Origin of the sequence: Arthrobacter oryzae (genome assembly GCF_031454875.1) — a bacterium.
GTDB lineage: Bacteria > Actinomycetota > Actinomycetes > Actinomycetales > Micrococcaceae > Arthrobacter > Arthrobacter oryzae_D.
Map to the genome: position 1 here is coordinate 61,831 of NZ_JAVDRQ010000005.1, position 25,864 is coordinate 87,694.

A 25,864-nucleotide genomic window follows, 5' to 3' on the forward strand; every position below is an offset into this window, starting at 1 on the left:
AATCCGGAGCAGCAGCCTAAAGCTTGTCGAAATCAGCTTCTTCAACCGTGGAACCGGCAGCCGAGGAGTTGGCCGACGATCCGATGGCGGGCTTCGCGCCGCCGGACTTCAGGGCAGCGAGCCGGGCTTCGATCTCGGTCTGTTCCCCGAGGTCTTCAAGCTGGTTGAACTGTGCGTCCAGGCTGGAAGCGGCGAGCTCCTGCTGGCCGCGGACCTTGGCCTCTTCGCGGCGGATCTTCTCTTCGAAGCGGCCAACCTCGCTGGTGGGGTCCATGAAGTCGATGCTCTTGAGTGCGTCATGCACCTGGGACTGGGCAGCGGCTGTCTTGGAGCGCGCCACGAGTTCGTTGCGCTTGCTGGTCAGCTCGTTGAGCTTGCCCTTCATCTGGTCCAGGCCGGTCTTGAGCTTGTCCACAACCTCGCTCTGCGAAGCGATGCTCGGCTCGGCAGCCTTGGCCTCGTTCTCGGCGGCCATCTGGCGCTGGATGGCGACCTTGGCGAGGTTGTCGAACTTCTGGGCGTCGACTGCGTCGCCGCTGCTCCGGTACTCGTCAGCCTTCCGGGACGCTGCCAGGGCCTTGTTGCCCCAGTCCTGGGCGTTCTTGACGTCCTCGTTGTAGTCGTCCTGGAGCATCCGCAGGTTGCCGATGGTCTGCGCCACGGCGGACTCAGCTTCGGCAATGTTGTTGGTGTAGTCCCGGACCATCTGGTCCAGCATCTTCTGCGGATCTTCGGCCTGGTCCAGCAAGGAGTTGATGTTAGCCTTTGCCAGCTGCGCCATACGGCCGAAAATGGACTGCTTTACCATGGTGATGCCTTTCATCCTGCTCAGTGGTCGCCACTGAATTCAGTGAACAGTTGATGTACCGCTTCTATCCGGGGGCCGGTGGGAACCGGCCGCCGCTAGTCTTGGGATCAGCTAGAAATCGCCGCCGCCTCCGGAGTCGCCGCCCCAGCCACCGCCGTCGCCGCCGCCGAAGTCGCCACCACCCCAGCCGCCGCCGTCGCTGTGACCGCCGCCCCAGCCGCCGCCGCTGCCGCCGTTGAGGATCGAGTTGATCAGGATGCCGCCGAGGATGGCGCCGCCGAGGCCGCCGCCGCCACCGCCGCCGAACATGCCGCCGCGGCCATAGCCCTGGTCGGCATAGCCGAAGCTGTCCACGTCGCCTTGGGCGAGCTGCGCGGCCTGGGCCGCAAGGGCATGGGACTGCTGGGCGTACGTGAGGGCAGTGACGGGATCATTGCGGGAAATGGACAGGGCATAGTCCAGGTTGCGCTGGGCCTCCGCCAAGCGGGTCCGGGCCTCGGTTCCTACACCGCCGCGGCGCGCGGTGATGTAGTCCGAGGTGGCACTGATCTGCGCCTGGGCCGACATGATGGTCTGCTGTAGCGATGCCTGTGCGCGGCGGGCCTGTTCCTGCTGGTCGCGGATTCCCGTCAGGGACTGGTCCAGCGCCTGATGGGCTGTCTCCACTCGCTCCAGGGTGGCGATCGGATCGATCTTTCCGCCCTGAATCTCCGCCTTGACCTGCGCCAGCGCGGCTTCCACCCGGGCCACCGGTCCGGCGAGTTCAGGATGGGCGCCGGACTGGATGATGGCCTTCGCCTGCGCGAGGTCCTGCGAAGTGTCGATCACTGCGGCCTCGAGGCTGTTACGTGCCTCGTCCAGGTTTCCGGAGACCTTCGTGATGGCATCGATCAGCACCTTGGTCTGGTGCAGGCTTTCTTCCGCGGCGCGGACGGCTACGGCGGCCAGGCTGCTTTCGCCTGACGCCAGCTTGTCCTGGGCAGTTGAAGTGGCGTTCTGGACGAAGGCGAGACGCTCCTTGGCCTGCCCGATGTTATCCGAAACCTGGGTGAGAGCGCTGTCTGCGTATTTGGCCCGCAGTCCGGTGAGGGTCTGTTCCGCAGTTGTGATACGGGCGTCAGCTTCCCGGGCGCCCTCATTCACTGCGGCCAGGGCCTGGGGCGCGTTCTTTTCGAGCTCACGGAGCGAATCGAAGTCAGCCTTCTGCTCCTGGAGCGAGGCGAGGGCAGCTTCCGAACGGCGGATGATCTCGCCGAGCCAGTTCCGCTGCTGTTCCTCGGTGTCCGGGATATGGTCGTCAAGCTGCTGCTGCAGTTTGAACGACTCGGACATGTGGCCCTTGGCTTCCTGCAGCGCTTTGGTGAAGTTACCGACGGCGGCATCGCCGTATTGTGCTTGGGCGAAGCCGAGCTCCTGCTCGCTCGAGTTGATGGCGTTATCGGCCTCTATGAGCAGCGAACCGCTCTTCTTGCGCAGATCCTCCACGCTGAGCGAGGCAAGTGGATCCAGCTCTGCACCCTGGGGGCCGTAGCTCGCGCTCGAGGCGATGGCAGCCTTCTTCCTCCGGTTCCGGAAGTAGAGGTAAGCGCCCACACCGCCCGCGGCGACGACGCCGGTACCCACAAGGACGGCAGTCCCGGCGCCGTTGTCGGAGGGAAGTTTGCCACTGCCGCCGCCCGCTGCGTCGCCGATGGCCGTTGCTGCGTTTATTGCCGCTTGGGCGTAGTTTTTGTTAGCCAGCTCCGGGCCAATGGCGGTGCTCTTGATGTTTTCGATCTGGGCCGCGGTGATCTTGCTTCCACCTTTATTCAAGATGTACTGCTGGGTGTCGGTAGCAACCGCAAGAATCAAGGCGTTCGGTCCAAGCCCTGCTTTTTCAGCTACCTGGTCCGTCCACGCCTCCCTGTCGGTCGGGTTTTCGAACTTCTTGACGGTGACGACGTGCAGTACCGTGGCGTGATCCGTGCCGAGCTTCTTGATGGCGTCTTCGACCTCGGACTTCTTGCCACCAAGAACTCCGGCTTTATCCACTACTTTGGATGCCGGGTCGAGAGTCACCGGGTCTTCGGCCCAAGCTGCCGTGGCGGGAACCGCCAAACACCCGGCAAGGCCGATCACGGCGAGGAGACGTTTGAACTTAGACCGCATGTGCAACCCTTCAGCACTTCTGCGACTGATTCGGGCCGAGCCAGTCGTCACAGAATGCAGCAGCGCCCCCACGCATGTGTAAAGCCGCAGGTCGCTGTGGCAATTCCATTTGATTCTATGGTGCACCTATTTGCCCGTCCACAACGGGGAATATGCCACCAGCGAAAAGACGCTTCAGCCGTGAATCCAAGGGGCAAAAGGGGAAACCGAGGCCGTTCAGGAACCTCCCAGCAAACGTCCGCTTTAGCTTCAGTCAGAGGGTCCATAGTTAAAGGCAGACAAGGATGAAAGGAAGTCTAATGACTGAGAACCCAGCACAGGGTGCATCGCCTGAGAATAGGGATCCGGAAAAGCCTCGGGAAGGCTGGCCGGCACAGCCTCCTCACGCGGACACACAGCCGCTGGATGCTGAGTATCGGGAGTCCCGATCAGCGGCGCAGCCAGCTGCGGACTCAGCACAGGACAACCCGACCATCCGGCTCGAGCAGTCGCAGCACGGCGAGGCCCAATCACAGCACGGCGCCGATGCCGCACCGCGCCCGGTTTACCCGCAGCACCAACCACAGCACCAGCCTTTCTACGGCCAGCAGGCCGGACCGTCCGGCCAGCCTGGCATGCACGCGGGAAACAGCAACTACTCGGGTGCTGGCGCACCGCAGGGAAACGGACCCTACCAGGGAAACCAGCATCAGAGCATGTACGCCTCTGACCCCGCCAGCACGCCCAAGCGCAAAGCGGCCTTCGGCGTGGGAACGCTGGTGGCCAGCATCCTGGCCGCCGGCCTCGTGGGTGGCGGCGTAGTGGCCGCCAGTGACGCCTTCCTCAACAACGGTTCCACGTCAGCTGTCAGCAGCACCGGCAGCCAGCCCGGCACAGTGATCGTCAACAACAAGGATGATGTAAACGTCATCACCGCAGCCTCGGTGAAGGCGTCACCGAGCGTGGTGACCATCAAGGCGACGAGCGGAAGCGATGGCGGAACCGGATCGGGCATCATTATTGACGACGATGGCCACATCCTGACAAACACACACGTCGTGACCCTGGACGGAAAAGCGGCCAATGCCACCATCGAAGTCCGGACCAGCGACGGCAGGGTGCTCACCGCGAAGATTGTAGGCACCGACCCCCTGAGTGACCTGGCCGTCATCAAGGTGGACAATCCCTCCGGGCTGACGCCGGCAACACTCGGTGACTCCAGCAAGCTCAACGTCGGGGACACGGCCATCGCCATCGGATCACCGCTGGGCCTGACGGGAACAGTCACCGACGGCATTGTTTCCACGCTGAACCGGACCATCAGTGTGGCGTCCTCGGCAGCGCCGAAGGAAGGCGCGGATGACTCCCAAAGCGACGACGAGGGCGGCTTCCAGTTCGCACCGCCGGATGGCGGGCAGAGCCAGAGCACCTCGAAACAGGGATCCATCTCGCTCAACGTGATCCAGACGGACGCAGCCATCAACCCCGGTAACTCCGGCGGTGCCTTGGTCAACAGCAAGGGCGAGGTCATCGGCGTCAACGTGGCCATTGCTTCGGCCGGCGGCGAATCCAGCAGCAGCGGCAACATCGGTGTCGGTTTCAGCGTTCCCATCAACCTCGCCAAGCGCGTGGCCAACGAAATCATTGACACCGGAAAGGCAACGCATGGCCAGTTCGGAGTCAGCGTCAAGCCGAAGTCATCCACGTCTTCAAGCTCGTCCTTCTCGGTGGGTGCCGAAGTGGCTACCGTCGAGTCCGGCTCCGCGGCCGCCAAGGCCGGCCTCAAGGTGGGGGACGTCGTCACGAAGTTCAACGACCTTGCCATCAGCGATCCGAACCAGCTGACTGCGGCGGTACGGGAACAGCCGGCGGGCGCCTCGGTGAAAGTCACGATCCTGCGCAGCGGCAAGGAACAGCAAGTGGACGTGACGCTCGGCGCGGCAGCCGAGCAGTAAGCCCGGACCCGATCCGGCAAGGGTAGAAGCAAGCGTTGACGGCAAGACTGAGGCGGGGGCACCGGCACGGTTCCCCCGCCTCAGCTGTGCATCCGCATCCTGCGCCCTGCCTGACATAGGCGTTAACGGGACGGCGCGGGCGCCCCGCTATATGGTTAGCTTGGTTCTACCCGCACCCCGGGGGAGATCCGCGGCCATAACCTCACCCGGCTGGCTATCCACACGCATGGAAGGCTGCTGTACAGAAAGTGGAAGAGACATTGAAGATCATCGTTCTGGTCAAGCATGTACCAGACGCGCAATTGGACCGTCACCTCAGCGGCGAGGACAACACCACGGACCGCGCCGATAGCATCCTGTCCGAGCTGGACGAATACGCCCTGGAGGCTGCGCTGCAGCTGACCGAGGCCCGCGGCGGAGCGAAGGCCGGCAACCAGGTCATCGCCTTGAGCATGGGCCCCGCCGGTGCCGTCAACGCCATCAAGAAGTCCCTTCAGATCGGCGCCACCGAAGGTGTCCACCTTCGCGACGACGCACTGGCCGGTTCCGATGCGGCTGCCACGTCCCTCGCGCTGGCAGCAGCAGTCCGCCATCTTGGAGCGGACAGCCCCGTGGACCTGGTCCTCACCGGCATGGCATCCACCGACGGCGAGACCTCCCTTGTGCCTGCGCAGCTGGCCGAGCGGCTGGACCTTCCGCAGGTAACTTTTGCCTCCGAACTGGAAGTGGACGGCGGCCGCGTCATCGCCCGCCGCGACAGTGACACGCACTACGACACGGTCGAGGCAACGCTGCCGGCGGTCGTGTCCGTCACGGACCAGATCAATGAGCCGCGCTTCCCCAACTTCAAGGGAATCATCGCCGCCAAGCGCAAGACCATCACCACCCTGACGCTCGCGGAGATCGGCGTCGATCCGGCGCAGGTGGGCAAGTCCGGTTCCTGGACCGCAGTGCAGACGGCGGCCGAGCGCCCGCCGCGCACCGCCGGCACCATCATCACCGACGAAGGCGACGCCGGCATCCAGCTGGTCGAGTTCCTGGCCGCCCAGAAGCTGCTCTAAGAGGATTCCAGACATGGCAAAAGTACTCGTATTCATTGACAACCCCGGCCACGCCCTCAAGAAGAGCAGCCTGGAATTGCTGACGATCGCACGTTCGCTCGGTGACACGGCAGTCGCCATCAACGGCCCGCTGAACGACGACGTCGCCGGCACCTTGGGTGCCAACGGCGCCACCACGGTCTTCCGGCCGTCGTCCGACGACCTGGATGCGTATCTGGTGGGGCCCAAGGCTGCCTACCTTGCCGCGGCTGTTGCGGCATCGGGTGCCACCACCGTGCTGCTCGAGAACTCGTTCGATGGCAAAGAGATCGCAGCCCGGCTGGGCATCAAGCTCGGCGCCGGCGTCATCACCGACGTCGTGGCCGTGGACCCGGACGGCACCGCCCACAAGTCGGTGCTCGCAGGTTCCTACACCACCACGGCCAAGGCCACCACGGCAGTCGCCGTGCTGACGGTCAAGCCGAACAGCGTCACTCCGGAGCCAGCCGGAGCACCAGCGAACCCGGAAATCCTCACCGTTGACGTTCCCGACTCGGCCTCTGCCGGCGCAGCCCGCATTACAGGCCGCAAGGACAAGCCGGCCAGCGGCCGCCCGGACCTCACCGAAGCCCGGATCGTGGTGGCTGGCGGCCGCGGCGTCGACGGCGACTTCGGCCCGGTGGAGGAGCTCGCAGACGCCCTCGGTGCCGCCGTCGGTGCGTCACGCGCCGCGACCGACGCCGGGTGGATCGGCCACGATGCGCAGGTGGGCCAGACCGGTAAGACGGTGTCCCCGCAGCTGTACATCTCCGCCGGAATCTCGGGGGCCATCCAGCAGAAAGCCGGCATGCAGACCGCCAAGGTCATTGTTGCCATCAACAAGGATGCCGAATCACCGGTCTTCGAGATCGCCGACTTCGGCATCATCGGTGACCTCTTCCAGGTCCTTCCGCAGGCGACCGAAGAGATCAAGAAACGCAAAGGCTGATTAGTTGAGCATCAACGCTACGGCGCAGAGCCCGTTCAACCCGGACCACCACCGGGTTGAACGGGTCCTTTGTTTTACCGCCCATCCGGACGATATCGATTTTGGCGCTGCCGGTACCATCGCCGCCTGGACAGCCGCCGGAGTTGAAGTCAGCTACTGCATCATGACCGACGGCGACGCCGGCGGCTTTGACCCGGCGCAGCGCGAGGAGATCGTGGCCATGCGGGCGGAGGAGCAGCGGCGGGCCGCTGCGCTGGTCGGCGTCACCGACATCCACTACCTCCATGAACGGGACGGCTACCTGGAGCCGACGCACGAGGTGATGAGGGGCGTAGTGAAGCTGATCCGGGAGATCCGGCCCGACGTCGTGCTTTCCATGCATCCCGAGCGCAACTGGAACCGTATCCAGAAGAGTCACCCGGACCACCTGGCAGTGGGGGAGGCCGTGACCCGGGCGGTCTATCCCGCCCTGGAGAACCCGTTCGCCTATCCGGACCTTGCCGCGGCGGGCCTTGCGGCCTACAAACTGCCGTGGCTTTGGCTGTTTGCCGGGCCGGAAGAGCGGGAAAACCATTTTGTGGACGTCACGGCTCACGTGGAGGAAAAGCTGGCGGCGATCCATGTGCACGCCACCCAGCACCCGGATCTGGACGCCATGGACCGCACAGTCCGCGCCCTCATGCTGGAGACCGGAGCGCGGGCGGGGCTGGCCGACGGGCGCAGTGCCGAGGCGTTTCATGTCGTCACAATCAACGGTTCCGGGACCATCGCCGGGTTCTAAGGTTGCCCGGGTGTAACCCGTGTCATATGCTGGCCTCTGTTTAAATCATATTTATTCAGGGAAAGGCAGACTTTGATGGCGAAGACTGCGCAGCAGCCGGTTCTGGTGATCATGGGCGTCTCAGGATCCGGCAAATCAACTGTGGCCGGCCTCGTGGCGGGCAAACTCGGGTGGGACCTGGCGGAAGGCGACGACCTTCACCCGGCGTCGAACGTCGCAAAAATGCAGGCCGGTGAGCCCCTGACCGATGAGGACAGGTGGCCCTGGCTGGAATCGATCGCCGAATGGATCCGGGCGCACACCCAGGACGGAACCCCGGGCGTCGTGACCTGTTCCGCGTTGAAAAAGCGCTACCGGGACATCCTGCGCGGTGAAGGTGTGGTGTTTGTCTTCCTGCAGGGAAGCAAGGACAAGATCTCCGACCGCCTCGCCTCGCGGCACGGGCACTTCATGCCTCCCGCACTGCTCGAGTCACAGTTTGACGCGCTGGAGGAGCCGACGGCGGACGAAAACTACATCTCCCTGTGTGTCTCGGCCACGCCGTCGGAAGAGGCCCAGGAAATCATCGAGCGGCTCAACCTGGAAGCGGCAGACGCCGCGACCGCATAGACCAGCTTTACGCATTTAGGAACCATACTTTGAATTCTCAGATAGCAACGCAGCTGCCTGCTGCCGTCGAGGGCTGGACCGGCCACGACACACAGCTTTTGGTGGTTGCTGCAATCGGCATTGCACTCATCGTGGTGCTGATTGCCAAACTCAAGCTGCACCCCTTCCTGGCGCTCGTGCTCGGCTCGGCCTTCGTTGGCCTGGCATCCGGCGTTGAACTGGCCAAGGTCATCACCAACTTCGAAGACGGTGTGGGCGGCGTCCTGAAGGAAGTCGGCCTGCTGATCGCCCTCGGTGCGATGCTCGGCAAGCTCCTGGCCGACTCCGGCGGCGCCAACCGGGTGGTGGACACACTGCTGGACAAGGCCAGCGGCAACAAAGTGGTCTGGTCGGTCACGCTGGTGGCCGTGATCATCGGCCTGCCGATGTTCTTCGAAATCGGACTCGTGCTGCTGCTCCCGGTGATCGTCCTCGTCACGCAGCGTTCCAGGATGCCGCTGATGCGCATCGCCATCCCCGCCCTCGCCGGGCTATCCGTGCTGCACGGCCTGGTACCGCCGCACCCCGGACCCCTGATTGCCATCAGCGCCGTCAAGGCCGAGCTCGGCACCACGCTGGCGCTGGGTATCCTCGTTGCCATCCCCACGGTCATCATCTGCGGACCGCTGTTTTCACGCCTCGCCGCCAAATGGGTTCCGGTGGGTGCGCCCGCCGTGGCAGGCGGCATCGACACCCAGCACGGGGCGGACATGGAAGGCGTCAAGCGTCAGCCCACCTTCCTCGTGACCCTGCTGACCATCATCTTCCCGGTGGTGCTCATGCTGCTCAAGGCCGTGGTGGATATCGTCTGGCCGGACCCCAAGACTGCACCGCCGGTCAGGTTCTTCTTTGACTTCGTTGGCCAGCCGCTCGTTGCCATGACCTTGGCCGTGCTGCTGGCGATCATCACGTTCGGATATGCCGTGGGATTCACCGGCAGCCGTATCACGTCCAAGGTCGGCGCCAGCCTCGGCCCCATCGCGGCAATTTTGCTGATCGTGGGTGCCGGCGGCGGCTTCAAGCAGACCCTCATCGGGGCGGGCGTCGGCGACGCCGTCAAGAAGTGGGCCGAAGGAACCAACATGTCGGTCCTGGTGCTGGGCTTCATCGTGGCCGTTGCGCTACGGCTTGCCACGGGCTCGGCCACCGTTGCGACGGTGACGGCAGCCGGCATTGTGGCTCCGTTGGCCAGCTCATTGACACCGACCCATGCTGCCCTGCTGGCATTGGCCATCGGCGCAGGCTCCCTTTTCCTCTCGCATGTCAACGACGCCGGCTTCTGGCTGGTCAAGGAGCTGTTCGGCCTGACCGTCGGGCAGACGTTCAAGACATGGTCCGTTATGGAGACGCTGATTTCCGTCGTCGGCTTCGGGTTCGTGATGCTGCTGTCGCTGATAATTTAGCGCCGTAATTCGTAGGACCGTTGCTCTCGTGAGCCGCACCGCTGCGCAGGCCTGCTCCACCGGAAGGTAGTGAGCAGGGCCTGCGCGGCTTTTGTTGTATGTGCCGCGGCTGCCGGTACGCGCCGGGAAGGCGGGTACCGGCCTGGCGGCCATGGTGCGGACCCGTGATGGTTCCGTCTGCTTGCCGCCTATGCTCCGAGAGGGGCAGCGGCAACTGTCGGCAGCGTGGGCGAAGCGGAGCCGCCAACCGGTTCGACGGTGATCCCCAGAGCTGCTGCCGAACCAATGCCCTTCACCACAGCGGGTTTGGACAGCGCTTCGGCGTCCATAAGCCCCTGTGACACCGGAGCGGAACCGTCCTTGGGGATCAGCCACATCTGGTACACCTTCCCGGCAGGAGGAGCCGGGACGTTGTTCATCTTGACCACAACGGCATCCTTCGACGACGAAATGGAGACCGTGGCTGTGCCTCCGCCGCTCACGTCCACAGTGGCCTGCCGGACGTCCTGCGCCTGGAGGACCTGGTTGAGCGGATCGTTCTGGTTGGCCACGTAGGCGCCCACCCCGACGCCGCCAAGCGCGATCACCGCGGCAGCGGCTACGCCGACCAGCCAGTTGCGGAGGCCGGGTGCCCGACGCCGCTCCTCACGGCGCTGCCGCGCGGCACCGAGTTCGTCGGTGGCCGGAGCGCTGCCCGGTTCCAGGAGCTGCTCATGGCTGGCAGGAGCCGAAGAAGCTTCCGATGGCGCCGTTTCTCCCAGTGCCGCTCCCGGGGCCACTGACGATTGTGCGCCTTCCGGCTGTGCCGCTCCCGGCTGCGCAGGGAGTTGGGCCGGGAGTTGCGCCACGATGCGGTCGAACAGCCCGGCCGGCGGTTCCTCCTCTGCGGTAAAGGTAACGGCCAGCGTTTCCCTCGCCTGGCGGACGCGTTCATCGAAGGTTTCCCGTTCCGGCGTCGGTGCAGTCGAGATGTATTCCTCAACGGCAGCCCGTTCGGCGGGGCTCATGGCGTCCAGAGCATACAGCTCGGCCAGCTCCACTGCCCGCCCGGAGGCCAGGTCCGTGGCGATGTCGTGGGCAAACATCCCGGAGGAACGGCCGCTGTTCGGTTGGTTCATGTCGGTCATCTCAACTCACCCCCAGACAGGTTTTCAGGCGGATCAGCCCATCGCGGATACGGGACTTGATGGTGGGCACGGCGGCATTCAGTTTCTCCGCGACTTCGCGGTATGTCAGTCCGCCGTAGTACGCCAGCCGGACGGATTGCTGCTGCGTCTCGGTGAGCGTGTCCAGGCATCTGACGACGGCTTCGGCTTCGAGCCTGCTTCCGACCTCGTCTGAGACGGAGTCGTGGTCGATTTCCTGGCTGCTCGCGCCGTATTTCGCCTCCCGGTCGCTCGAGGACTGGGAGGAGCGCACCTTGTCCACTGCCCGCCGATGCGCAATGGTCATGAGCCACGCCAGCGGGCTGCCGGCCTCCGAATTGAACTTCGCCGCGTTCTGCCATACCTGCAGAAAGACTTCCTGCGTAGCATCCTCGCTGAGTTCGGGATCTATCAGCACGCGTCGGGCCATCCCGAAGACGCGCCGGGACGTCAGTTCGTAGAACTCCGCGAAGGCGCCTTGGTTCCCGGTGGCTATTTGTGCCAGCAGGTCACCTAGCCGGCGGTTCACGTCGGCGGAGGTACCGGGGGACGCGGTAGCCTCCGGGTTCGGGGCGTTGGGAGTATCCATCACTCTCAAGCATAAGTCGGCTTGCGAGTTTCGTTTCGCATCAGCAGCGCCCGGAGACTGACTGTGGGTGGCGACTTCGCCTGATGAGGACATGCGGACCTGCAATGTAGTCACCTGCCGCTCCTCGCGCTCCTGTCGGGCCCGGATTGGCCTGTACAGGTAATTCGGAGTCCATGCGCAAATGGATGGGCGCGGGGTCCCACAAATGCCGCCGGCGGACCCTAGAGTTTGGCGCCGGCAAAGCCGTTCTGGCGCCAGGCTTCAAACACCGCGATGGAAGCCGCGTTCGCGAGATTCAGGGACCGAAGGGACGGCAGCATTGGCAGCCTCACGCGGGACGTCACATGCGGATCATGCTTGAGGTCCTCGGGAAGTCCGACGGACTCCGGGCCGAAGAGGAGAACATCGCCGGGGAGGTAACTGATGTCCGCATAGGAGGTCTCGCCGTCGGACGTGAAGGCATAGACGCGCTCGGGCTGCAACGCCTCCCAGGCAGCGTCGATGCTCTTGTGCACCGTCACGACGGCGAGGTCGTGGTAGTCCAGCCCTGCCCGGCGGAGCTTGGCATCGGAAAAATCAAAGCCCAACGGCTCCACCAGATGCAGTTCGGCGCCGGTAATTGCGGCGAGTCGGATGGCGTTGCCCGTATTGCCGGGGATTTCAGGGGTGTGGAAGAGGATGCGGAACACCGTCCCATCCTAGCCAAGGCCGGCGCCCTCCTGTACGCGGCCGAAGCGTCAGTGCATTCCGCGGAGCAGTCTCGCCAGGGCCGGGACGTTGACCGTATTGGGAGCAGGCCCGGAACTCAGGAACTCCTTGAGGCCGCGGACGAGCCCCGCTCCGTTGACCACCTGGACGGTTTCATGTCCGCGGGACGAACGCCGGTGGTGGTCGATTACCGGCTCATGGAGATTGCCATCAGGACTGTGAATCACGGTCCAGCCCGTCACGTTAAGCTCCGGAAAGATATCCTGCATGCGCCGTACGATGTGCGCCAGCTGCGGCGGCGTAATGGCCCGGCCGCCATGCGTCAGGGTACTTCCGTTCCACGCGTAGGCACCCTTCGGCAACAGCATGGATCCAATCAAGGCCAGCCGGTATCCGGACAGCAACGCGTGGTCGATGTGGCTGTTGTCTGCGGGTGACTGCAGCCCGTTGATCAGCCTGGCCGCGGGAATGGCGGGGAGGACTTGCCGGCTGATCAGCTGGACTGTCCTCATCTCCCGCTGGATGCGGGCTTCCGCCCCGAAGATGCCGCGCTTCCGCGGCATTCCGTGGACCTGCCGGCTGGCCAGTTCCTCCGGAATCAGCGGGACGCTGCCGGATTCAGGGTGCTCGAACGGCGGAACGTACACCGGTGGGTCCCCGGCCGTGTTCCGCGGGGTGTTGGGCCGATGGACAGTTGCCGAAGCACGGCTCCCGGCCGGCGGTGCGTCGAAGTGCGGGCCGTCGGCGCTTGCCGTTCCCGTGGATCCGTGTGCATATGAGCGGTCATAGGCGGCCCGGCGCTTTGGATCTATCAGGGTCTCGTAGGCCAGCGTGACCTGACGGAACACGGCGGCGTCGCCGCCGTGGTCGGGATGTGCCCGCCGGGCAGCCTTGCGGTAGGCCACCTTGATCTCTTTGTCGGTCGCCGTCACAGGTAGGCGAAGAACCTGGTAATGGGAGCTGCTGCCCTGGGTCAAGCACTGATCCTTTTCTTGTCGGTTCCAGTCCACTCAGGCAGTCCGGTCCGCCCAGTTTAACCGTCTGAAGACTCAACGTCCGCGCCAGTGTCGTAGGTTCCCGGCGGCCGGCATGCAGCCGTCCGCGCGTGATGCCCTGCGGTCCAGGAAACGGACTTGATGTCACTCCGCGTCAGGCGGAGCGTCTAGACTCTTGCGGAGGACCGGCCGGGGGAGTGCCGGCGGCAGAGAGTGCGTGGGGGCAATGTGAGAGCCATGAGCAGCGGGCCCGCTGGAAACAGGACCCAGGCCGTCTCGACGGCGGGGCGGCGGATGGCGGTGTTTCTCGCTTTGGCGGTGGTGTTTGCCGGCTTGACCGGCTGCAGCGTGGGCGTCCCGGATCCGGCCGCCCCGCGTGACATCCGGACCACCCCCGCACTGGCAAGGCCCACGATCACGCCCGGCCACGATGCGGCGGCGGTGGCGGCCAAGGACCTTCCCTTCACGGCGGGTGACTCTCTCGCTGCAGGGGTTGCCGTCGGCCTCTCCGACGGACTCCGAGAGGCGCCGGGCTGGAAGCCGGTCAAGGAGAATGTGGCGGGGGAGAACCGCTACCTTAAAGCCGACGGCTGCGTGGTGTCGGCCCGCGTCCGGGTGAACCAGGGCTCGCTGGCGGTCGCCGGGGATGACAGGGCCTCCACGGTCGAATTGTTCGAATACCTGGATCCCACGATCCTGCCCGGCCACCTCAAAACGGATAGCCTCCGCTGGGGCGGTGACCCGGAGAAACCGGGTCCCAAAGCCGAGGTGCTGGTCCTGGAAGGCGGTTCCGCGGCGTCCGGAAAGTCCACCGCAGTACTGGCGAGGCTGTTTGGCAAAGCGGGTTCGTCGGTTTACATTTCACTCTCGTGCCCGGACCAGGCCGCGCTCGCCGCGGCCCGGGCCGACGTGGCGGAACGCCTGGTTGTCGTTCCGCCGACGAACTGACCCGATCCGCTACCTTGGCTGGCGGGTGTGCCGCGGTGACAGCCGGTTGAGGGCCAGCGCACCCACGAGCAGTCCAAAATCGCGAAGTGCGAATGTCGAAGAAACTGCCCAGCAGCAGCAGGTTGATGATGATGCCCAGCAGCCACGCGGCCACCAGGATCGATCCGAAGCGCGGCCGGACTGCCACCGCGATGCCGGCGATGACTTCCACTGCGCCCACGATGTACATGATGGTCTGCGCCGGGAGCGGAACCACTGAGGTTGCTACCGGGGCAAGGTAGACGGTCCAGTCGGCGAGCAGGTTCGTGAACTTGTCGAGGCCAAAAAGGATCGGGGCCACAGTGAAGACCGTGCGCAACAGCAGGAAGGCCTGCCGGCCCGGATCGGCGGCCAGTGTGCTGGCGGGCGAATTCAGGACCGAGGGAGATTTCATGACGGACTCCTTCTAAAAGTAGGTATCATAATTTTAGAAAGCATTTCGGCTTTAAGCAATGAATCTTGTTTTTAGAGTTAGGGTGTTCCATGCGCAGACTTCCCTGGGCCCGCCGGATCGCAGCCGTGGCATCATTGGGCGACGAGAACCGCCGAAACCTTTTCCGATTCGTCGCTTCATCTCCGCGGCCGGTGGGGCGCGACGACGCTGCCGGTGCACTTGGGATCCCGCGAAGCACGGCATCGTTCCACCTGGACAGAATGGTCCACGACGGCGTGCTCACCGTTGAGTTCCGCAAGCTCGGCGTTAAGGCCGGACCCGGCTCCGGACGGCCGGCAAAGATGTACCGGACGGCCCAGCCGGAGGTGGGCGCTTCCGTGCCGGACCGTAACTATGATCTGGCCGGTGAACTCATGGCAACGGCCATCGAACAGTCCACTGCCGCTGGGCAGCCCGTCCGGGACGCACTCCTGGCCACGTCCTACGCCAAGGGCCTGGCAATGGCGGAGGGCGGCGAAAGCCTCGAGGAGTTCCTCTCGGCCGAAGGCTATGTGCCCGAACCCGACGGCGCCGGAGGCTATGTCCTCCGGAACTGCCCGTTCCACCGGCTGGCGGACAGTCACTCGGACGTGGTTTGCGCCATGAACGGGGCCTTCCTGAGCGGTGCTGCCGCCGGCTGCGGCCTGGCGGAAGGCCGAATAGCGGGGAATGACGTCCCGGGGGAGTGCTGCGCCCGGATTACGCCACCCTGAGCTCCACCGGTTTCTTGGGCCGGCTGGCCATCAGGACGCCCGCTATGACAAGCAGCCCGCCGATGACCTGGGGCAGGCTGACCGGAATTCCCATGATGACGGTGATGGCCGCCGTGAAGACGACCATCAGGTTCAGGTAGTTTCCGGCCGTCGCCGGCGCCGTCGTTTTGAGCGCGAGGTTCCAAAAGAGGTACGCCCCCAGCGACGGGAAGACGGCGATGTACGCCAGCGACCATCCTTCTGCTGCCGTCGCCGGGAACCTGGCTGCCGCGCCGAGGGCGAACGGACAGAGGATGGCAGTGGCCATCACCACCTGCACCGCGGTGGCGGCAATGGCCGGGAGCCCCAGCCTGCGGGCAATGATGGTGTAGAGGCCCCACACCACAATCGCGCCGATCATCAGTAGCTCGCCCGCGTTGAAGGTGATGCTGAAGATACGGTGCAGCTCGCCCCGGGTCAGGACAAGGACCACGCCGCCGAGTCCCAGGGCGATGCCCAGCCAGCCGTACAGGCCGGGCCTTTCCCCCAGGAAGAAGATCGCCAGCACCACGATGAGGGCCGGATTGGCCGCCGTGATCAGCGAAGCGTTGAGCGCCGAGGTGTGTTGGAGGGCAGTGTAGAGCAGGAGGGTGTAGCCGCTCATGCCGAGCACGCTCAGGAGCAGGAGCACGCGCCAACAGGCCAGTACGGCACGCCAGTCCGGACGTTCCACGAAGTGGGCCAACGCCACGAGCGGCAGCGCGGCCAGTGCCCATCGCCAGAAGGTGAGCTCCAGCGGCGTCATGGTAGCCACGGCTGCCTGCCCCACAACATAGTTGCCGGACCAGAACAGGGTGGCCAGCACCAGGTAAATCGAGGCTTTCACCGCTCGAATCTACACCGGCGCCGGAGCCTCCGGTGTGGCCGCGGCTAGAATTGGCTTGTGCCTGTTTACCTCGATCATGCCGCCACAACGCCCATCGCCGCCGAGGCTTTGGCGGCGCTCACCCGCGAGCTTGCCAGGACCGGAAACCCTTCATCGCTGCACGGTTCGGGGCGCCGTGCCCGCCGCTCAGTGGAGGAGGCCCGCGAGGCAATTGCCGCGGCCGCCGGTGCCCACCCGTCAGAGGTCATCTTCACCTCGGGCGGCACGGAGGCTGACAACCTTGCCGTGAAGGGACTGTACTGGTCCCGCCGCGCCGAGAACCCGGGACGCACGCGGATCCTTTGCTCCGCCGTCGAGCATCACGCTGTCCTGGACACCGTGGAATGGCTGGAACGGCACGAGCAGGCGGAGGTCTCGTGGATTCCCGTCGACGCCGACGGCGTCCTTGACCTGGCTGCGCTGAGGTCCGAGCTCGGCCGGGACCCGGAGACCATCGCGCTCGTGTCGGTGATGTGGGCCAACAATGAGGTGGGCACCATCCAGCCGGTGCGGGAAGTGGTTGAGGCGGCCCATGCCGTCGGTGTGCCCGTGCATTCAGACGCCGTCCAGGCGTTTGGTTCGCTGCCCGTGGATTTTCGGGCGAGCGGCCTGGACGCCATGTCCATCTCCGGCCACAAGATCGGCGGCCCGGTGGGCGTGGGCGCCTTGCTGCTGGGCCGTTCCGTGAAGCTGACCCCGGTGCAGCACGGCGGCGGGCAGGAACGCGACGTCAGGTCCGGGACTTTGGACACGGCGTCGATCGCCGCGTTCGCCGCCGCGGCGGAAGCCGTGACCAGGGACCTCCCGGGAGAGGCAGCCCGCATGGCGGGGCTGAGGGACAGGCTGGTAGCCGGCGTGCTGGAATGCGTCCCGCAAGCGGTCCTGCGCGGCGCTCCCGGGGATGGCCGCCTGCCCGGCAACGCACACTTTACGTTTCCGGGCTGCGAGGGTGATTCGCTGCTGTTCCTGCTGGACCTTGCCGGGGTTGAGTCATCAACGGGTTCCGCCTGCACGGCCGGCGTTCCGCGGCCCTCGCACGTCCTGCTGGCCATGGGGCTGGACGAGGAGACCGCGAGGGGTGCGCAGCGCTTCTCTTTGGGGCACTCGTCCACGGAGGCCGACGTCGATGCCCTCCTGGCGGCGCTTCCGGGCGCCTACGAGCGGGCCCGCCAGGCAGGAATGGCCGGACACGAATCGACCATCCAGACTGCAGCCACGGTGGCCCGTCAGTCGTCCGCGAGAAGTTGATCCAGCGGGACGCCGGGGTCTGCCAGACGGCTGGCCCTGATGGTGGTCCGGCTTGAGATGAGGGCCTTGATGGCTTTCTGGGTGCGGGGGACATTGACGTTCATGCCTGCCACCACCCGGCCCTCGTGCTGCCAGAATGCGATGAATTCCCGGCCGGACAAGGAGCCGCGGATGACCGGTTCGGTGCCCTCCGCCAGAGTGGGGAATCCCGAATACTCCATGCTGACGTCGTACTGGTCGGTGTAGAAGTACGGGATGGTGTCCAGTGCTGCGTCCTGGCCGAGCATGGACCTGGCTGCGACCTTTCCGCCGTTCAGCGCATTGGCCCAGTGCTCGCTGCGATGGTGCCGGCCGGTGAAAGGGTGCAGGGCGTTTGCGACGTCCCCGGCCGCGAAAATATCGGCGTTGCTGGTCCGCAGTGCGGCGTCGGTCAGAATGCCGTTGTCCAGGGCCAGTCCGGCCTGCTCCGCGAGCGTGGTGTCGGGCGCTACGCCCACGGCTATCACCACCACGTCGGCCGGCAGCGCCTCGCCCGATCCGGTGACCACTGCGGTGACGCGGCCGGACTCGCCGCCCAGCAGTCCGGCTGCGGTTGCGCCCAGCCGGAACTGCACCCCGTTGGCTTCATGGAGCGACCGGAAGAACGACCCCAGTTCGGGTCCGATGGCGGCTGCCAGCGGGATGTCCTCCAACCCGAGCAGCGTCACGCGGTTGCCGTAGGTGCTGGCCGCGGCCGCGAGTTCCATCCCGATCCACCCCGAGCCGATCATCACCACATCCTGTCCGCCCTGCGACAGCCGTTCCCGGAGGCGTCGGCTGTCATCCAGCGTCCGGAAAGTGGTGACGCCGTCCAGCGTGCTCCCTGGCAACGGGATGTGCCGGGGTTGGGCGCCGGTGGCCAGCAGGAGGGCGCCGTAGCCAACGGAGTCGCCGCTGCTGAGCTGAATCGTGCGCTGGTGGGGATCGATGCTGGCAACCTGTACGCCCAGGCGGAGGTCGACGTCGTTCTCCGCGTACCAGGCCTCCGGCGCCACTGCCACGGCTTCTTCGCCGGCTTTGCCGAGCAGGTACTCCTTGGACAGCGGCGGCCGGAGGTACGGGTGGTGGAGTTCAGCGCCAATGAGGGTGATCCGGCCGGAAAATCCCTCGGCGCGCAGGGTGCGGGCCGCCGTGGCGCCGGCCAAGCCCGCTCCGGCGACGACTATGCTTTCGATGGTTCGTTCGACAGGCATGGTGCCCCTCGGTTCCTGGGATGCCGGCGCATTCGGCCGGGCGTTCTAAAAATAGTAATCCTGACGATAGAAGCCTGGGGCATGCCCGTCAAGGGCCGGTAGCCCTGCTTTCAAAGGCCTCATTACGGAGGCAGTAGAATAGACGGGCATGCAGTGTATCCGGCCGCACAGCCTGGGACGCCGCAGCCCACAACCAAACCCTTCCCCTAAAGAAAGCCAGCATGCGAGTTCTTGCAGCCATGAGCGGCGGAGTCGACTCCGCCGTTGCCGCCGCCCGCGCCGTCGAGGCCGGACACGACGTCGTCGGTGTCCACCTGGCGCTCTCCAGGATGCCCGGGACGCTCCGTACCGGCAGCCGCGGGTGCTGCACCATCGAGGACTCCCGTGATGCCTGGCGCGCCTGCGACGTCCTGGGCATTCCCTACTACGTGTGGGACTTCTCGGAGCGGTTCAAGGAGGATGTGGTCCAGGACTTCATCGACGAATACGCCGCCGGACGGACGCCGAATCCCTGTATGCGCTGCAACGAACGCATCAAGTTCGCGGCGCTCTTGGAGAAGGCCATCGCCCTCGGCTTCGACGCCGTCTGCACCGGCCACTATGCCAAGGTCATCACCGACGCCGACGGAAATCCCGAACTTCACCGCGCGGCCGACTGGGCCAAGGACCAGAGCTATGTGCTCGGCGTCCTCACCCACGAGCAGCTTAGGCACTCCATGTTCCCGCTCGCGGACACGCCGTCCAAGGCTGAAGTGCGTGCGGAAGCAGAACGCCGCGGGCTCTCCGTCGCCAACAAGCCGGACAGCCACGACATCTGCTTCATTCCCGACGGCGACACCGCAGGCTGGCTGGCGGAGAAGATCGACATGACCACGGGCGACATCGTGGACGAATCCGGGGCGAAGGTGGGCGAGCATCCCGGCGCCAACGCATTCACTGTCGGCCAGCGCCGCGGCCTCAAGCTGGGCACTCCTGCGGCCGACGGCAAGCCGCGGTTCGTGCTGGAGATCCGGCCCAAGGAAAACAAAGTGGTGGTGGGGCCCGAGGCGCTGCTGGCCATCGACGAGATCCGCGGCATCAAAGTTTCCTGGGCCGGGCTGCCGATTGCCGAAATCGCCACCGGCGAAGAGTTCGACTGCCACGCCCAGGTCCGCGCCCACGGTGACCCCGTCCCGGCAACGGCGCACACGGAACTGCTGAAGGACGACGACGGCGCGGAGCGGACGAACCTTGTGGTCACGCTCACCACGCCGCTGCGCGGTGTGGCTCCCGGCCAGACCGTGGTGCTCTACCAGGGGAGCCGTGTCCTGGGGCAGGCCACCATCGACGCCGCCCGGTCGCTGCAGCGCGCGGCACTCTAAGGCACTTTCCTGAACCTCCGGCGCGTGGCGCCGTGGCCAATCATGCCCGTGACCGCAATAATTGAGGCTTGGGGAACCAGACTTGATGCAGACCGCCCCTTCACCAGGTGAGGCTGCACGGTTGAGGAAAGCGGGTCCGCCATGGTCTCTGCAGTGCTCGGAATCGGGCATGGCCTCGAGATGGTCGCGCTTACTGCGCTCGCTGAGGGCCCCTTTACGCGCAAATCAGGAAAACCGCTCACCACCAGCATCCGGGTTCCCGTGGAACGGGTCGTCAACGGCCCGGCCGGGGCACGCCTGGCGCTCCGGGTCAGGGCTCCGGGAGCTGACGGACCCCGGCCTATTTCCCTGTCCGTAGACCGCAACGAATGGTGCATCGACGACCAACCCGCACCTTCCGGGCTCGAAGAGCTGCTGGCCGACAGCCGGTTCCTGGCCCAGCATGTTTATGCGGTGGCGACGGCCACTCTGCAGGCCTTTGAAGTCACCTTGGGACGTCGGATGGGCTGGGCCTCGGGCCACCGGCTGGTCATCAGCGTCTATGACAAGATCCCTTACACATCCACAGGCTATGACCGCGAGCGCGGTCTGATCCGATTTGGGCACAGAACCGACAGCCGTTCCCAGCGTTCCGTCCCGCTGGCGCTCTATCACGACCTCGTGGCCCATGAGGTGACCCACGCGGTCCTGGACGGTTACCGGCGGCAGTGGACGGACAGCGATGCCTTGCTCGACGGCTATGCCCTGCACGAGTGCATAGCCGACGTCGTCGCCATGCTGAGCGTTTTTTCATCTCCCGAGCGTGTGGAGCAACAGTTGTCAGTTGCCGTTCCGGGCGCAGAGGGCAAGCGGGCTGGCGTGCCCGCCCGAAACATAGAAAAGGAAGTCCTTACCTCAGGGCTGTTCGGGCTGGCTGACGGACTGTTCTCCCGGAGCGCCGCCCGGCGCCCGCTCGACATCGATGTGCCGTTCGAGTGGCAGCTGGATCCTGAACCTCATCGCCGCGGTGAGATTGCCGTGAAGGGGGTGCTGGATGCCGTCGTCAGACTTTGGCTGCAGCGGCTGGAAAGGCCGGGCGGCCGTTCAAGCCGATATCAGGTGGCCGAAGCCGGAGCCCATCTCGGGCATCAGATGTTAGGCATGGTGCTGCGGGGGCTTGCCTACATGCCTCCGGTGGACCCGAATTGGGAGGACCTGCTGCGCGGCATCCTCGCAGCTGATGCCGTGCTGGTACCGACGGACATGATGGGATACCGGCAAGCCGTGCGGGACGCCTTCTGGGACATAGACCTTTCCACGGAACCCGATGAACTTCTGGACGGGCTGAAGCACCTTCGCGATCTTCGCTATCCGGTCCGTCTGTCTGCCCTGGCCGCCGATCCCGAGGAGATCAACCGGTTCATGTGGGAGAATCCGCGGCTGATCGAGGCGGCCGGCATCGATCAGAACACGAGCATCGTTGTTAACAGGGTGCGCCCCAGCACACGTGTGGGGCCGGATGGTTTCGTGGTGTCCGAAATCGGTGCTTCCTATGTGCAGTCCGTCACCATGTCAAAATCCGAAGCCAGGAACAGGCTTGGGCTGCGGGTCGAGAGCGACTACTACACTGTCCGTGGCGGGGGGCTGCTGCGTTTTGATGAGGGCGGCAGGCTGTGTTTCGCTGCGCTCAAGCCGGTCATGGACGCGGAGTGGCAGCAGGAAAAGCTGGAAATCATCAAAAGGGAAGCCGGGATAAAGATGCCGGCTGCAACTTTCCACCCGGAGGAAGACCGCCGGGAGTGAGCCTCCGTCAGCGTCCCCAGGAAGCCTTCCGCGCCGCCGTCGTGCCTTCCAGCTGGGCCACCTGGTCGAACCCGCCGGCCCTGAGGCCCTTGCTGACGAGCTTCAGGATGTCCGCCCGGCCCAGCGTGCCGTCGCCCCTGACGGCCTTGATGAAGTTGTAGGTGAACGCGCCGTTGTAGCGGCCCTCCAGGAACGCATCGGCTGCCGTCTGGTCAGCGCGGCAGGCAGCCAGGAGGATTGGTTTGACGCCCCGGCCGGCCTTGATGAGGTCCCGAAGTGCCCTGGTGTCGCTGAACTCGGTGGCCGCGACGCCGCGCGCCGTCGGTGCAGGCAGGAAGCGGGGCCGCCGGCCGGGCAGGAGGTCCAGCGATTTCAGGCCGGTCCCGCTGTGGCAGGTATCCAGGACCACGTCCATAAGCACACCGTCCGGCAGCCTGGCAAAAAGCGCGAACAGCTCGTCGTCCGAAATGACGGTGGCCGGATCCCACGAGTCGCCGGAGTTGTTGATGTCGTAGCAGGCGAAGGCTTCGTCCAATCGGTCCGCCTCGTCGTCGCTGGTGTCCGGGATCTGCGTTCCGTGACTGGAAAACGTGAAGACAATGTGCTGGAGCTCGCCCGACGCTGCACGGTCCAGCAGCGAATTCAGCTCGGCCACCACCTGCTCCTTGGTGGCCTGGGAGTCCAGCAGGACCGTGACATCGGCATCGGTGAATCCATAGTCTGCCTGGAGCAGCCCGGCCAGGTCGCGGGCGTCGTTGACGCAGCCTTGCAGCCAGCTCGATTTAGGCAGGTGTTCAAATTCGTTGATTCCCACACAGAGGGCGGCTTTGCTCATGACGTGTGTCCTTAGGCCAGGAATTGCAGGTTTCCCGCAGCGAATCCGGTGAAGCGGTCAAAGCAATCCCACTCTATTCCCGGTGCGGAGGCTCTTCAATGGCGGCCGGCAATCGTTCGGACGGACCCCGATCGTGCCGGATTGCAGAAGAAAACGATAGCTTTGCCCCAATCAGGTAAATTTTGTGTCTCAACTCACAGGATGGAACGTTTCATTGATCTGCTGTCTGGTTGAATCATGTGATCAGGACAACATTCCGCCCCCGAGTCCAACTGATCCGGTTGTCGGGCGGAAGGCGTGTACTCATCGAACAGAAAGTCCACAGATGGCTATGAACAAAAAAGCCCTGCACGGCGCTATCGCGCTGGCAGGTGTCTCCGCTCTTGCACTGACAGCCTGCACAGGCCCGTCCGGCGGCGGCGGAACTTCCACTGGCGGCGCCGGAGGCGGAACCATCACGTATGGCACCACGGACAAGGTCGTTACCCTCGACCCCGCAGGCTCCTACGATGCCGGCTCCTTTATGGTGATGAACCAGATCTACCCGTTCCTCCTGAACGCCAAGCCCGGCACGGCAGACGCCACGCCGGACATCGCAGAGTCCGCGGAATTCACGAGTCCCACGGAGTACACCGTCAAGCTCAAGCCGGACCTCAAATTCGCCAATGGACACGCCCTCACCTCATCCGACGTGAAGTACTCCATTGACCGTGTTGTCAGCATCGCCGACCCGAATGGTCCGGCCTCCCTCCTGGGCAACCTCGACTCCGTGGCCGCCAAGGATGACACCACCGTGGTCTTCACCCTCAAGGCCGGCAACGACCAGGTGTTCCCCGGCGTCCTCGCAGCCAACTCCGGACCGATCATCGATGAAGAGGTCTTCCCGGCGGACAAGCTGATGACCGATGACGAAATCGTCAAGGGCAAACCCTTCGCCGGCCCGTACACCATCGAGAGCTACAAGAAGAATGAGCTGGTCAGCCTCAAGGTCAACCCGGATTACAAGGGCCTGCTTGGCAAGCCCGCGAATGACGGTGCCACCATCAAGTACTACGCCGATTCGAACAACCTTAAACTGGATGTCCAGCAGGGCAACATCGACGTCGCCGGCCGCAGCCTCACTGCAACTGACGCGGCCGACCTGGAGAAGGATTCCAAGGTCAAGGTCCACAAGGGCCCCGGCGGCGAGCTTCGCTACATCGTGTTCAACTTCGACACCATGCCGTTCGGAGCCAAGGCCGCCGACGCCGATCCCGCCAAGGCCCTGGCCGTCCGCCAAGCCATGGCCAACGTGGTGGACCGCGATGCCATCGCCACCCAGGTTTACAAGGGCACCTACCTGCCGGCATATTCAGTGGTCCCCGACGGATTCGTCGGAGCAATCCAGCCGCTGAAGGAAATGTACGGCGACGGCAACGGCAAACCGAGCCTCGACAAGGCAAAGAAGGCCTTCGCCGATGCAGGCGTCACCGCGCCGGTGAACATCAAGCTGCAGTACAACCCGGACCACTACGGCAAGTCCTCGGGCGACGAGTACGCCATGATCAAGGAGCAGCTCGAAAAGTCCGGCCTGTTCAAAGTGGATCTGCAGTCCACCGAGTGGGTCACCTACTCCAAGGACCGTACGGCCGACGCCTACCCGGTGTACCAGCTGGGCTGGTTCCCCGACTACTCGGACGCGGACAACTACCTGACCCCGTTCTTTGCTCCGGGCAACTTCCTCAAGAACCACTACGAGAATGCATCCGTCACCGAGCTGATCAAGGAACAGCTCACCACGGTTGACAAGGCGGAGCGCGAAAAAGTCCTCGGCGAGGCCCAGACCGCCGTCGCGAAGGACCTGTCCACACTGCCGCTGCTGCAGGGCGCCCAGCTGATGGTCGCCGGTAAGGATGTCAAGGGTGTCGACCAGACCCTCGACGCATCCTTCAAGACCCGGCTTGGCGTCATTTCCAAGTAGGTCCAGTTCTCCATCCGGTCCTGACCAGCCGAGGAGGCGGGGCGCCTGCAAGGCGCCCCGCCTTTCGTGCTGACGCGGGGCAACAGATTCCGGGGCTCACGAGGCCGCCGGAGCACACACTTAGGTACCAATGACAACACTTATTGAGGCGCCGCCAACCGACGCCGACGGCCTGCTGCCGTCAAAGAAGAAGTCGTCCGGCGGGGGACTGGGCCAATACATCCTGATCAGGTTCCTGCTGATCTTTCCTACAATTTTCATCCTAGTGACGCTGGTGTTCTTCCTGATGCGCATCACCGGTGATCCGATCACAGCGGCCATGGGCGGCAGGCTGCCTCCCGAGCAGCTGGCAGAGCGGATAGCAGCGGCAGGCTATGACCGTCCCATCCTGGTGCAGTACTTCGAATACCTCGGACAGCTCATCACCGGCAATTTCGGTACCACCCTTTCGGATAACCGGCAGGTCACGGAAATGCTGACCACGTACGGTTCCGCCACTCTGGAACTGACCATCAATGCGTTGCTGGTGGCCCTGCTGGTGGGCATTCCATTGGGAATGCTCGCCGCATACCGGAGGGACCACGCCCCCGACGCCGTGCTGCGCGTCTTCGCCATCGTCTGCTACGGCACGCCGGTGTTCTTTGCCGGCATGCTCCTGAAACTCACCTTCGCTGTGTGGCTCGGCTGGCTGCCCGTGGCAGGCCGCGCAAAGACTTCAAGCGAGCTTGAACTCACGTCCCTGCAATCGCCAACTGGCATCTACTGGCTGGATGCCGTCCGCAGCGGCAACATGGCAGCACTGGGGGACGTCATGGCGCATGCGGTCCTGCCGGCAGTTGCCCTTGGACTGCTGACCGCAGGGATCTTCCTCCGACTGGTCCGCACCAATGTAATCGGAACCCTGGGCAGGGACTACGTCGAGGCCGGCCGCTCCCGCGGCGTCAGCGAATTCCGGCTGGTGACAAAGCACGCCTACAAGCCTGCGCTGATTCCGATCATCACGGTAATGGGTCTGCAGATCGCAGTGATGCTCGGAGGGGCCGTGCTGACGGAAACCACCTTCGAATGGAAGGGGTTGGGATTCCAGCTGGCGACCTACCTCACGGCACGCGACTTCGTCGCAGTCCAGGGAATCGTGGTCCTCCTTGCCGTAATTGTGGCCGTGACCAACTTCATCGTGGACATTGTCGCCGCGCTGATCGACCCCCGCGTGAGGTACTGA

General features: G+C 64.8%; 23 protein-coding genes. 14 read left to right on the top strand and 9 right to left on the bottom strand.

Annotated elements, in window-relative coordinates:
* Positions 1–16 precede the first annotated feature (16 nt).
* Entirely contained in the window at positions 17–808 is a 792-nt protein-coding gene (locus J2805_RS10305) for a PspA/IM30 family protein (protein WP_309975797.1), read from the bottom strand.
* A 111-nt stretch (positions 809–919) separates the two neighbouring features.
* Positions 920–2,956: a TPM domain-containing protein gene (locus J2805_RS10310; RefSeq protein ID WP_309975799.1), complete on the bottom strand. Its 2,037-nt coding sequence runs from the start codon at positions 2,954–2,956 to the stop codon at positions 920–922.
* A 299-nt stretch (positions 2,957–3,255) separates the two neighbouring features.
* On the opposite strand from J2805_RS10310, the gene J2805_RS10315 reads away from it, so the two are divergent.
* The 6 genes from J2805_RS10315 to J2805_RS10340 all read left to right on the top strand — a co-directional run bounded on the left by J2805_RS10315 (position 3,256) and on the right by J2805_RS10340 (position 9,750).
* Positions 3,256–4,890, top strand: coding sequence for a S1C family serine protease (locus J2805_RS10315; RefSeq protein WP_309975801.1), 1,635 nt, complete (start codon positions 3,256–3,258; stop codon positions 4,888–4,890).
* A gap of 260 nt (positions 4,891–5,150) precedes the next feature.
* Positions 5,151–5,951 carry an electron transfer flavoprotein subunit beta/FixA family protein gene (locus J2805_RS10320; protein ID WP_309975802.1) on the top strand — a complete coding sequence of 267 codons (801 nt, stop codon included), beginning with the start codon at positions 5,151–5,153 and terminating at the stop codon, positions 5,949–5,951.
* 13 nt (positions 5,952–5,964) lie between these two features.
* Complete coding sequence (locus J2805_RS10325; RefSeq protein WP_309975804.1) at positions 5,965–6,918, top strand: electron transfer flavoprotein subunit alpha/FixB family protein; 954 nt, start codon at positions 5,965–5,967, stop codon at positions 6,916–6,918.
* Between the two features lie 4 nt (positions 6,919–6,922).
* Positions 6,923–7,699, top strand: coding sequence for a PIG-L deacetylase family protein (locus J2805_RS10330; protein ID WP_309975805.1), 777 nt, complete (start codon positions 6,923–6,925; stop codon positions 7,697–7,699).
* Between the two features lie 75 nt (positions 7,700–7,774).
* Entirely contained in the window at positions 7,775–8,308 is a 534-nt protein-coding gene (locus tag J2805_RS10335) for a gluconokinase (protein WP_309975806.1), read from the top strand.
* A 29-nt stretch (positions 8,309–8,337) separates the two neighbouring features.
* A complete protein-coding gene (locus J2805_RS10340) occupies positions 8,338–9,750 on the top strand; it encodes a GntT/GntP/DsdX family permease (protein ID WP_309975808.1) in 1,413 nt (470 codons plus the stop codon).
* A gap of 188 nt (positions 9,751–9,938) precedes the next feature.
* Here J2805_RS10340 and J2805_RS10345 read toward each other — a convergent pair whose 3' ends face one another.
* The 4 genes from J2805_RS10345 to J2805_RS10360 all read right to left on the bottom strand — a co-directional run bounded on the left by J2805_RS10345 (position 9,939) and on the right by J2805_RS10360 (position 13,169).
* Positions 9,939–10,877 carry an anti-sigma factor gene (locus J2805_RS10345; protein WP_396134293.1) on the bottom strand — a complete coding sequence of 313 codons (939 nt, stop codon included), beginning with the start codon at positions 10,875–10,877 and terminating at the stop codon, positions 9,939–9,941.
* 1 nt (position 10,878) lies between these two features.
* Complete coding sequence (gene sigK, locus J2805_RS10350; protein ID WP_309975813.1) at positions 10,879–11,484, bottom strand: ECF RNA polymerase sigma factor SigK; 606 nt, start codon at positions 11,482–11,484, stop codon at positions 10,879–10,881.
* A gap of 221 nt (positions 11,485–11,705) precedes the next feature.
* The gene (locus J2805_RS10355) at positions 11,706–12,173 is read right to left on the bottom strand and encodes a tRNA (cytidine(34)-2'-O)-methyltransferase (protein ID WP_309975814.1); all 468 of its coding nucleotides are present in this window, start codon (positions 12,171–12,173) and stop codon (positions 11,706–11,708) included.
* Positions 12,174–12,221: 48 nt separating this feature from the next.
* Complete coding sequence (locus J2805_RS10360) at positions 12,222–13,169, bottom strand: J domain-containing protein (RefSeq protein WP_309975816.1); 948 nt, start codon at positions 13,167–13,169, stop codon at positions 12,222–12,224.
* Between the two features lie 255 nt (positions 13,170–13,424).
* On the opposite strand from J2805_RS10360, the gene J2805_RS10365 reads away from it, so the two are divergent.
* The 3 genes from J2805_RS10365 to J2805_RS10375 all read left to right on the top strand — a co-directional run bounded on the left by J2805_RS10365 (position 13,425) and on the right by J2805_RS10375 (position 15,320).
* A complete protein-coding gene (locus tag J2805_RS10365) occupies positions 13,425–14,135 on the top strand; it encodes a hypothetical protein (protein WP_309975818.1) in 711 nt (236 codons plus the stop codon).
* Between the two features lie 86 nt (positions 14,136–14,221).
* Positions 14,222–14,416: a hypothetical protein gene (locus J2805_RS10370; protein WP_309975820.1), complete on the top strand. Its 195-nt coding sequence runs from the start codon at positions 14,222–14,224 to the stop codon at positions 14,414–14,416.
* 241 nt (positions 14,417–14,657) lie between these two features.
* The gene (locus J2805_RS10375; RefSeq protein ID WP_309975822.1) at positions 14,658–15,320 is read left to right on the top strand and encodes a helix-turn-helix transcriptional regulator; all 663 of its coding nucleotides are present in this window, start codon (positions 14,658–14,660) and stop codon (positions 15,318–15,320) included.
* On the opposite strand, the gene J2805_RS10380 is transcribed toward J2805_RS10375, so the two are convergent.
* A complete protein-coding gene (locus tag J2805_RS10380; RefSeq protein ID WP_309975824.1) occupies positions 15,307–16,185 on the bottom strand; it encodes a DMT family transporter in 879 nt (292 codons plus the stop codon). The two genes, J2805_RS10375 and J2805_RS10380, sit on opposite strands and share 14 nt — an antisense overlap.
* 57 nt (positions 16,186–16,242) lie before the next feature.
* Here J2805_RS10380 and J2805_RS10385 point away from each other — a divergent pair, with 57 nt between their 5' ends.
* Positions 16,243–17,472, top strand: a complete 1,230-nt coding sequence (locus tag J2805_RS10385) for a cysteine desulfurase family protein (RefSeq protein WP_309975826.1) — start codon at positions 16,243–16,245, stop codon at positions 17,470–17,472.
* Here J2805_RS10385 and J2805_RS10390 read toward each other — a convergent pair.
* Positions 17,451–18,704 carry an NAD(P)/FAD-dependent oxidoreductase gene (locus tag J2805_RS10390; RefSeq protein WP_309975828.1) on the bottom strand — a complete coding sequence of 418 codons (1,254 nt, stop codon included), beginning with the start codon at positions 18,702–18,704 and terminating at the stop codon, positions 17,451–17,453. The genes J2805_RS10385 and J2805_RS10390 overlap by 22 nt on opposite strands.
* 239 nt (positions 18,705–18,943) lie before the next feature.
* On the opposite strand from J2805_RS10390, the gene mnmA reads away from it, so the two are divergent.
* A complete protein-coding gene (gene mnmA, locus J2805_RS10395; protein WP_309976305.1) occupies positions 18,944–20,065 on the top strand; it encodes a tRNA 2-thiouridine(34) synthase MnmA in 1,122 nt (373 codons plus the stop codon).
* Positions 20,066–20,206: 141 nt separating this feature from the next.
* The gene (locus J2805_RS10400; RefSeq protein ID WP_309975831.1) at positions 20,207–21,847 is read left to right on the top strand and encodes a gluzincin family metallopeptidase; all 1,641 of its coding nucleotides are present in this window, start codon (positions 20,207–20,209) and stop codon (positions 21,845–21,847) included.
* Positions 21,848–21,854: 7 nt separating this feature from the next.
* Here J2805_RS10400 and J2805_RS10405 read toward each other — a convergent pair whose 3' ends face one another.
* Positions 21,855–22,682 (bottom strand): caspase family protein, encoded by an 828-nt coding sequence (locus J2805_RS10405; protein WP_309975832.1) that lies wholly within the window; start codon positions 22,680–22,682, stop codon positions 21,855–21,857.
* Between the two features lie 325 nt (positions 22,683–23,007).
* On the opposite strand from J2805_RS10405, the gene J2805_RS10410 reads away from it, so the two are divergent.
* Positions 23,008–24,642: an ABC transporter substrate-binding protein gene (locus tag J2805_RS10410; RefSeq protein WP_309975834.1), complete on the top strand. Its 1,635-nt coding sequence runs from the start codon at positions 23,008–23,010 to the stop codon at positions 24,640–24,642.
* 130 nt (positions 24,643–24,772) lie between these two features.
* Positions 24,773–25,864 (top strand): ABC transporter permease, encoded by a 1,092-nt coding sequence (locus J2805_RS10415; RefSeq protein ID WP_309975835.1) that lies wholly within the window; start codon positions 24,773–24,775, stop codon positions 25,862–25,864.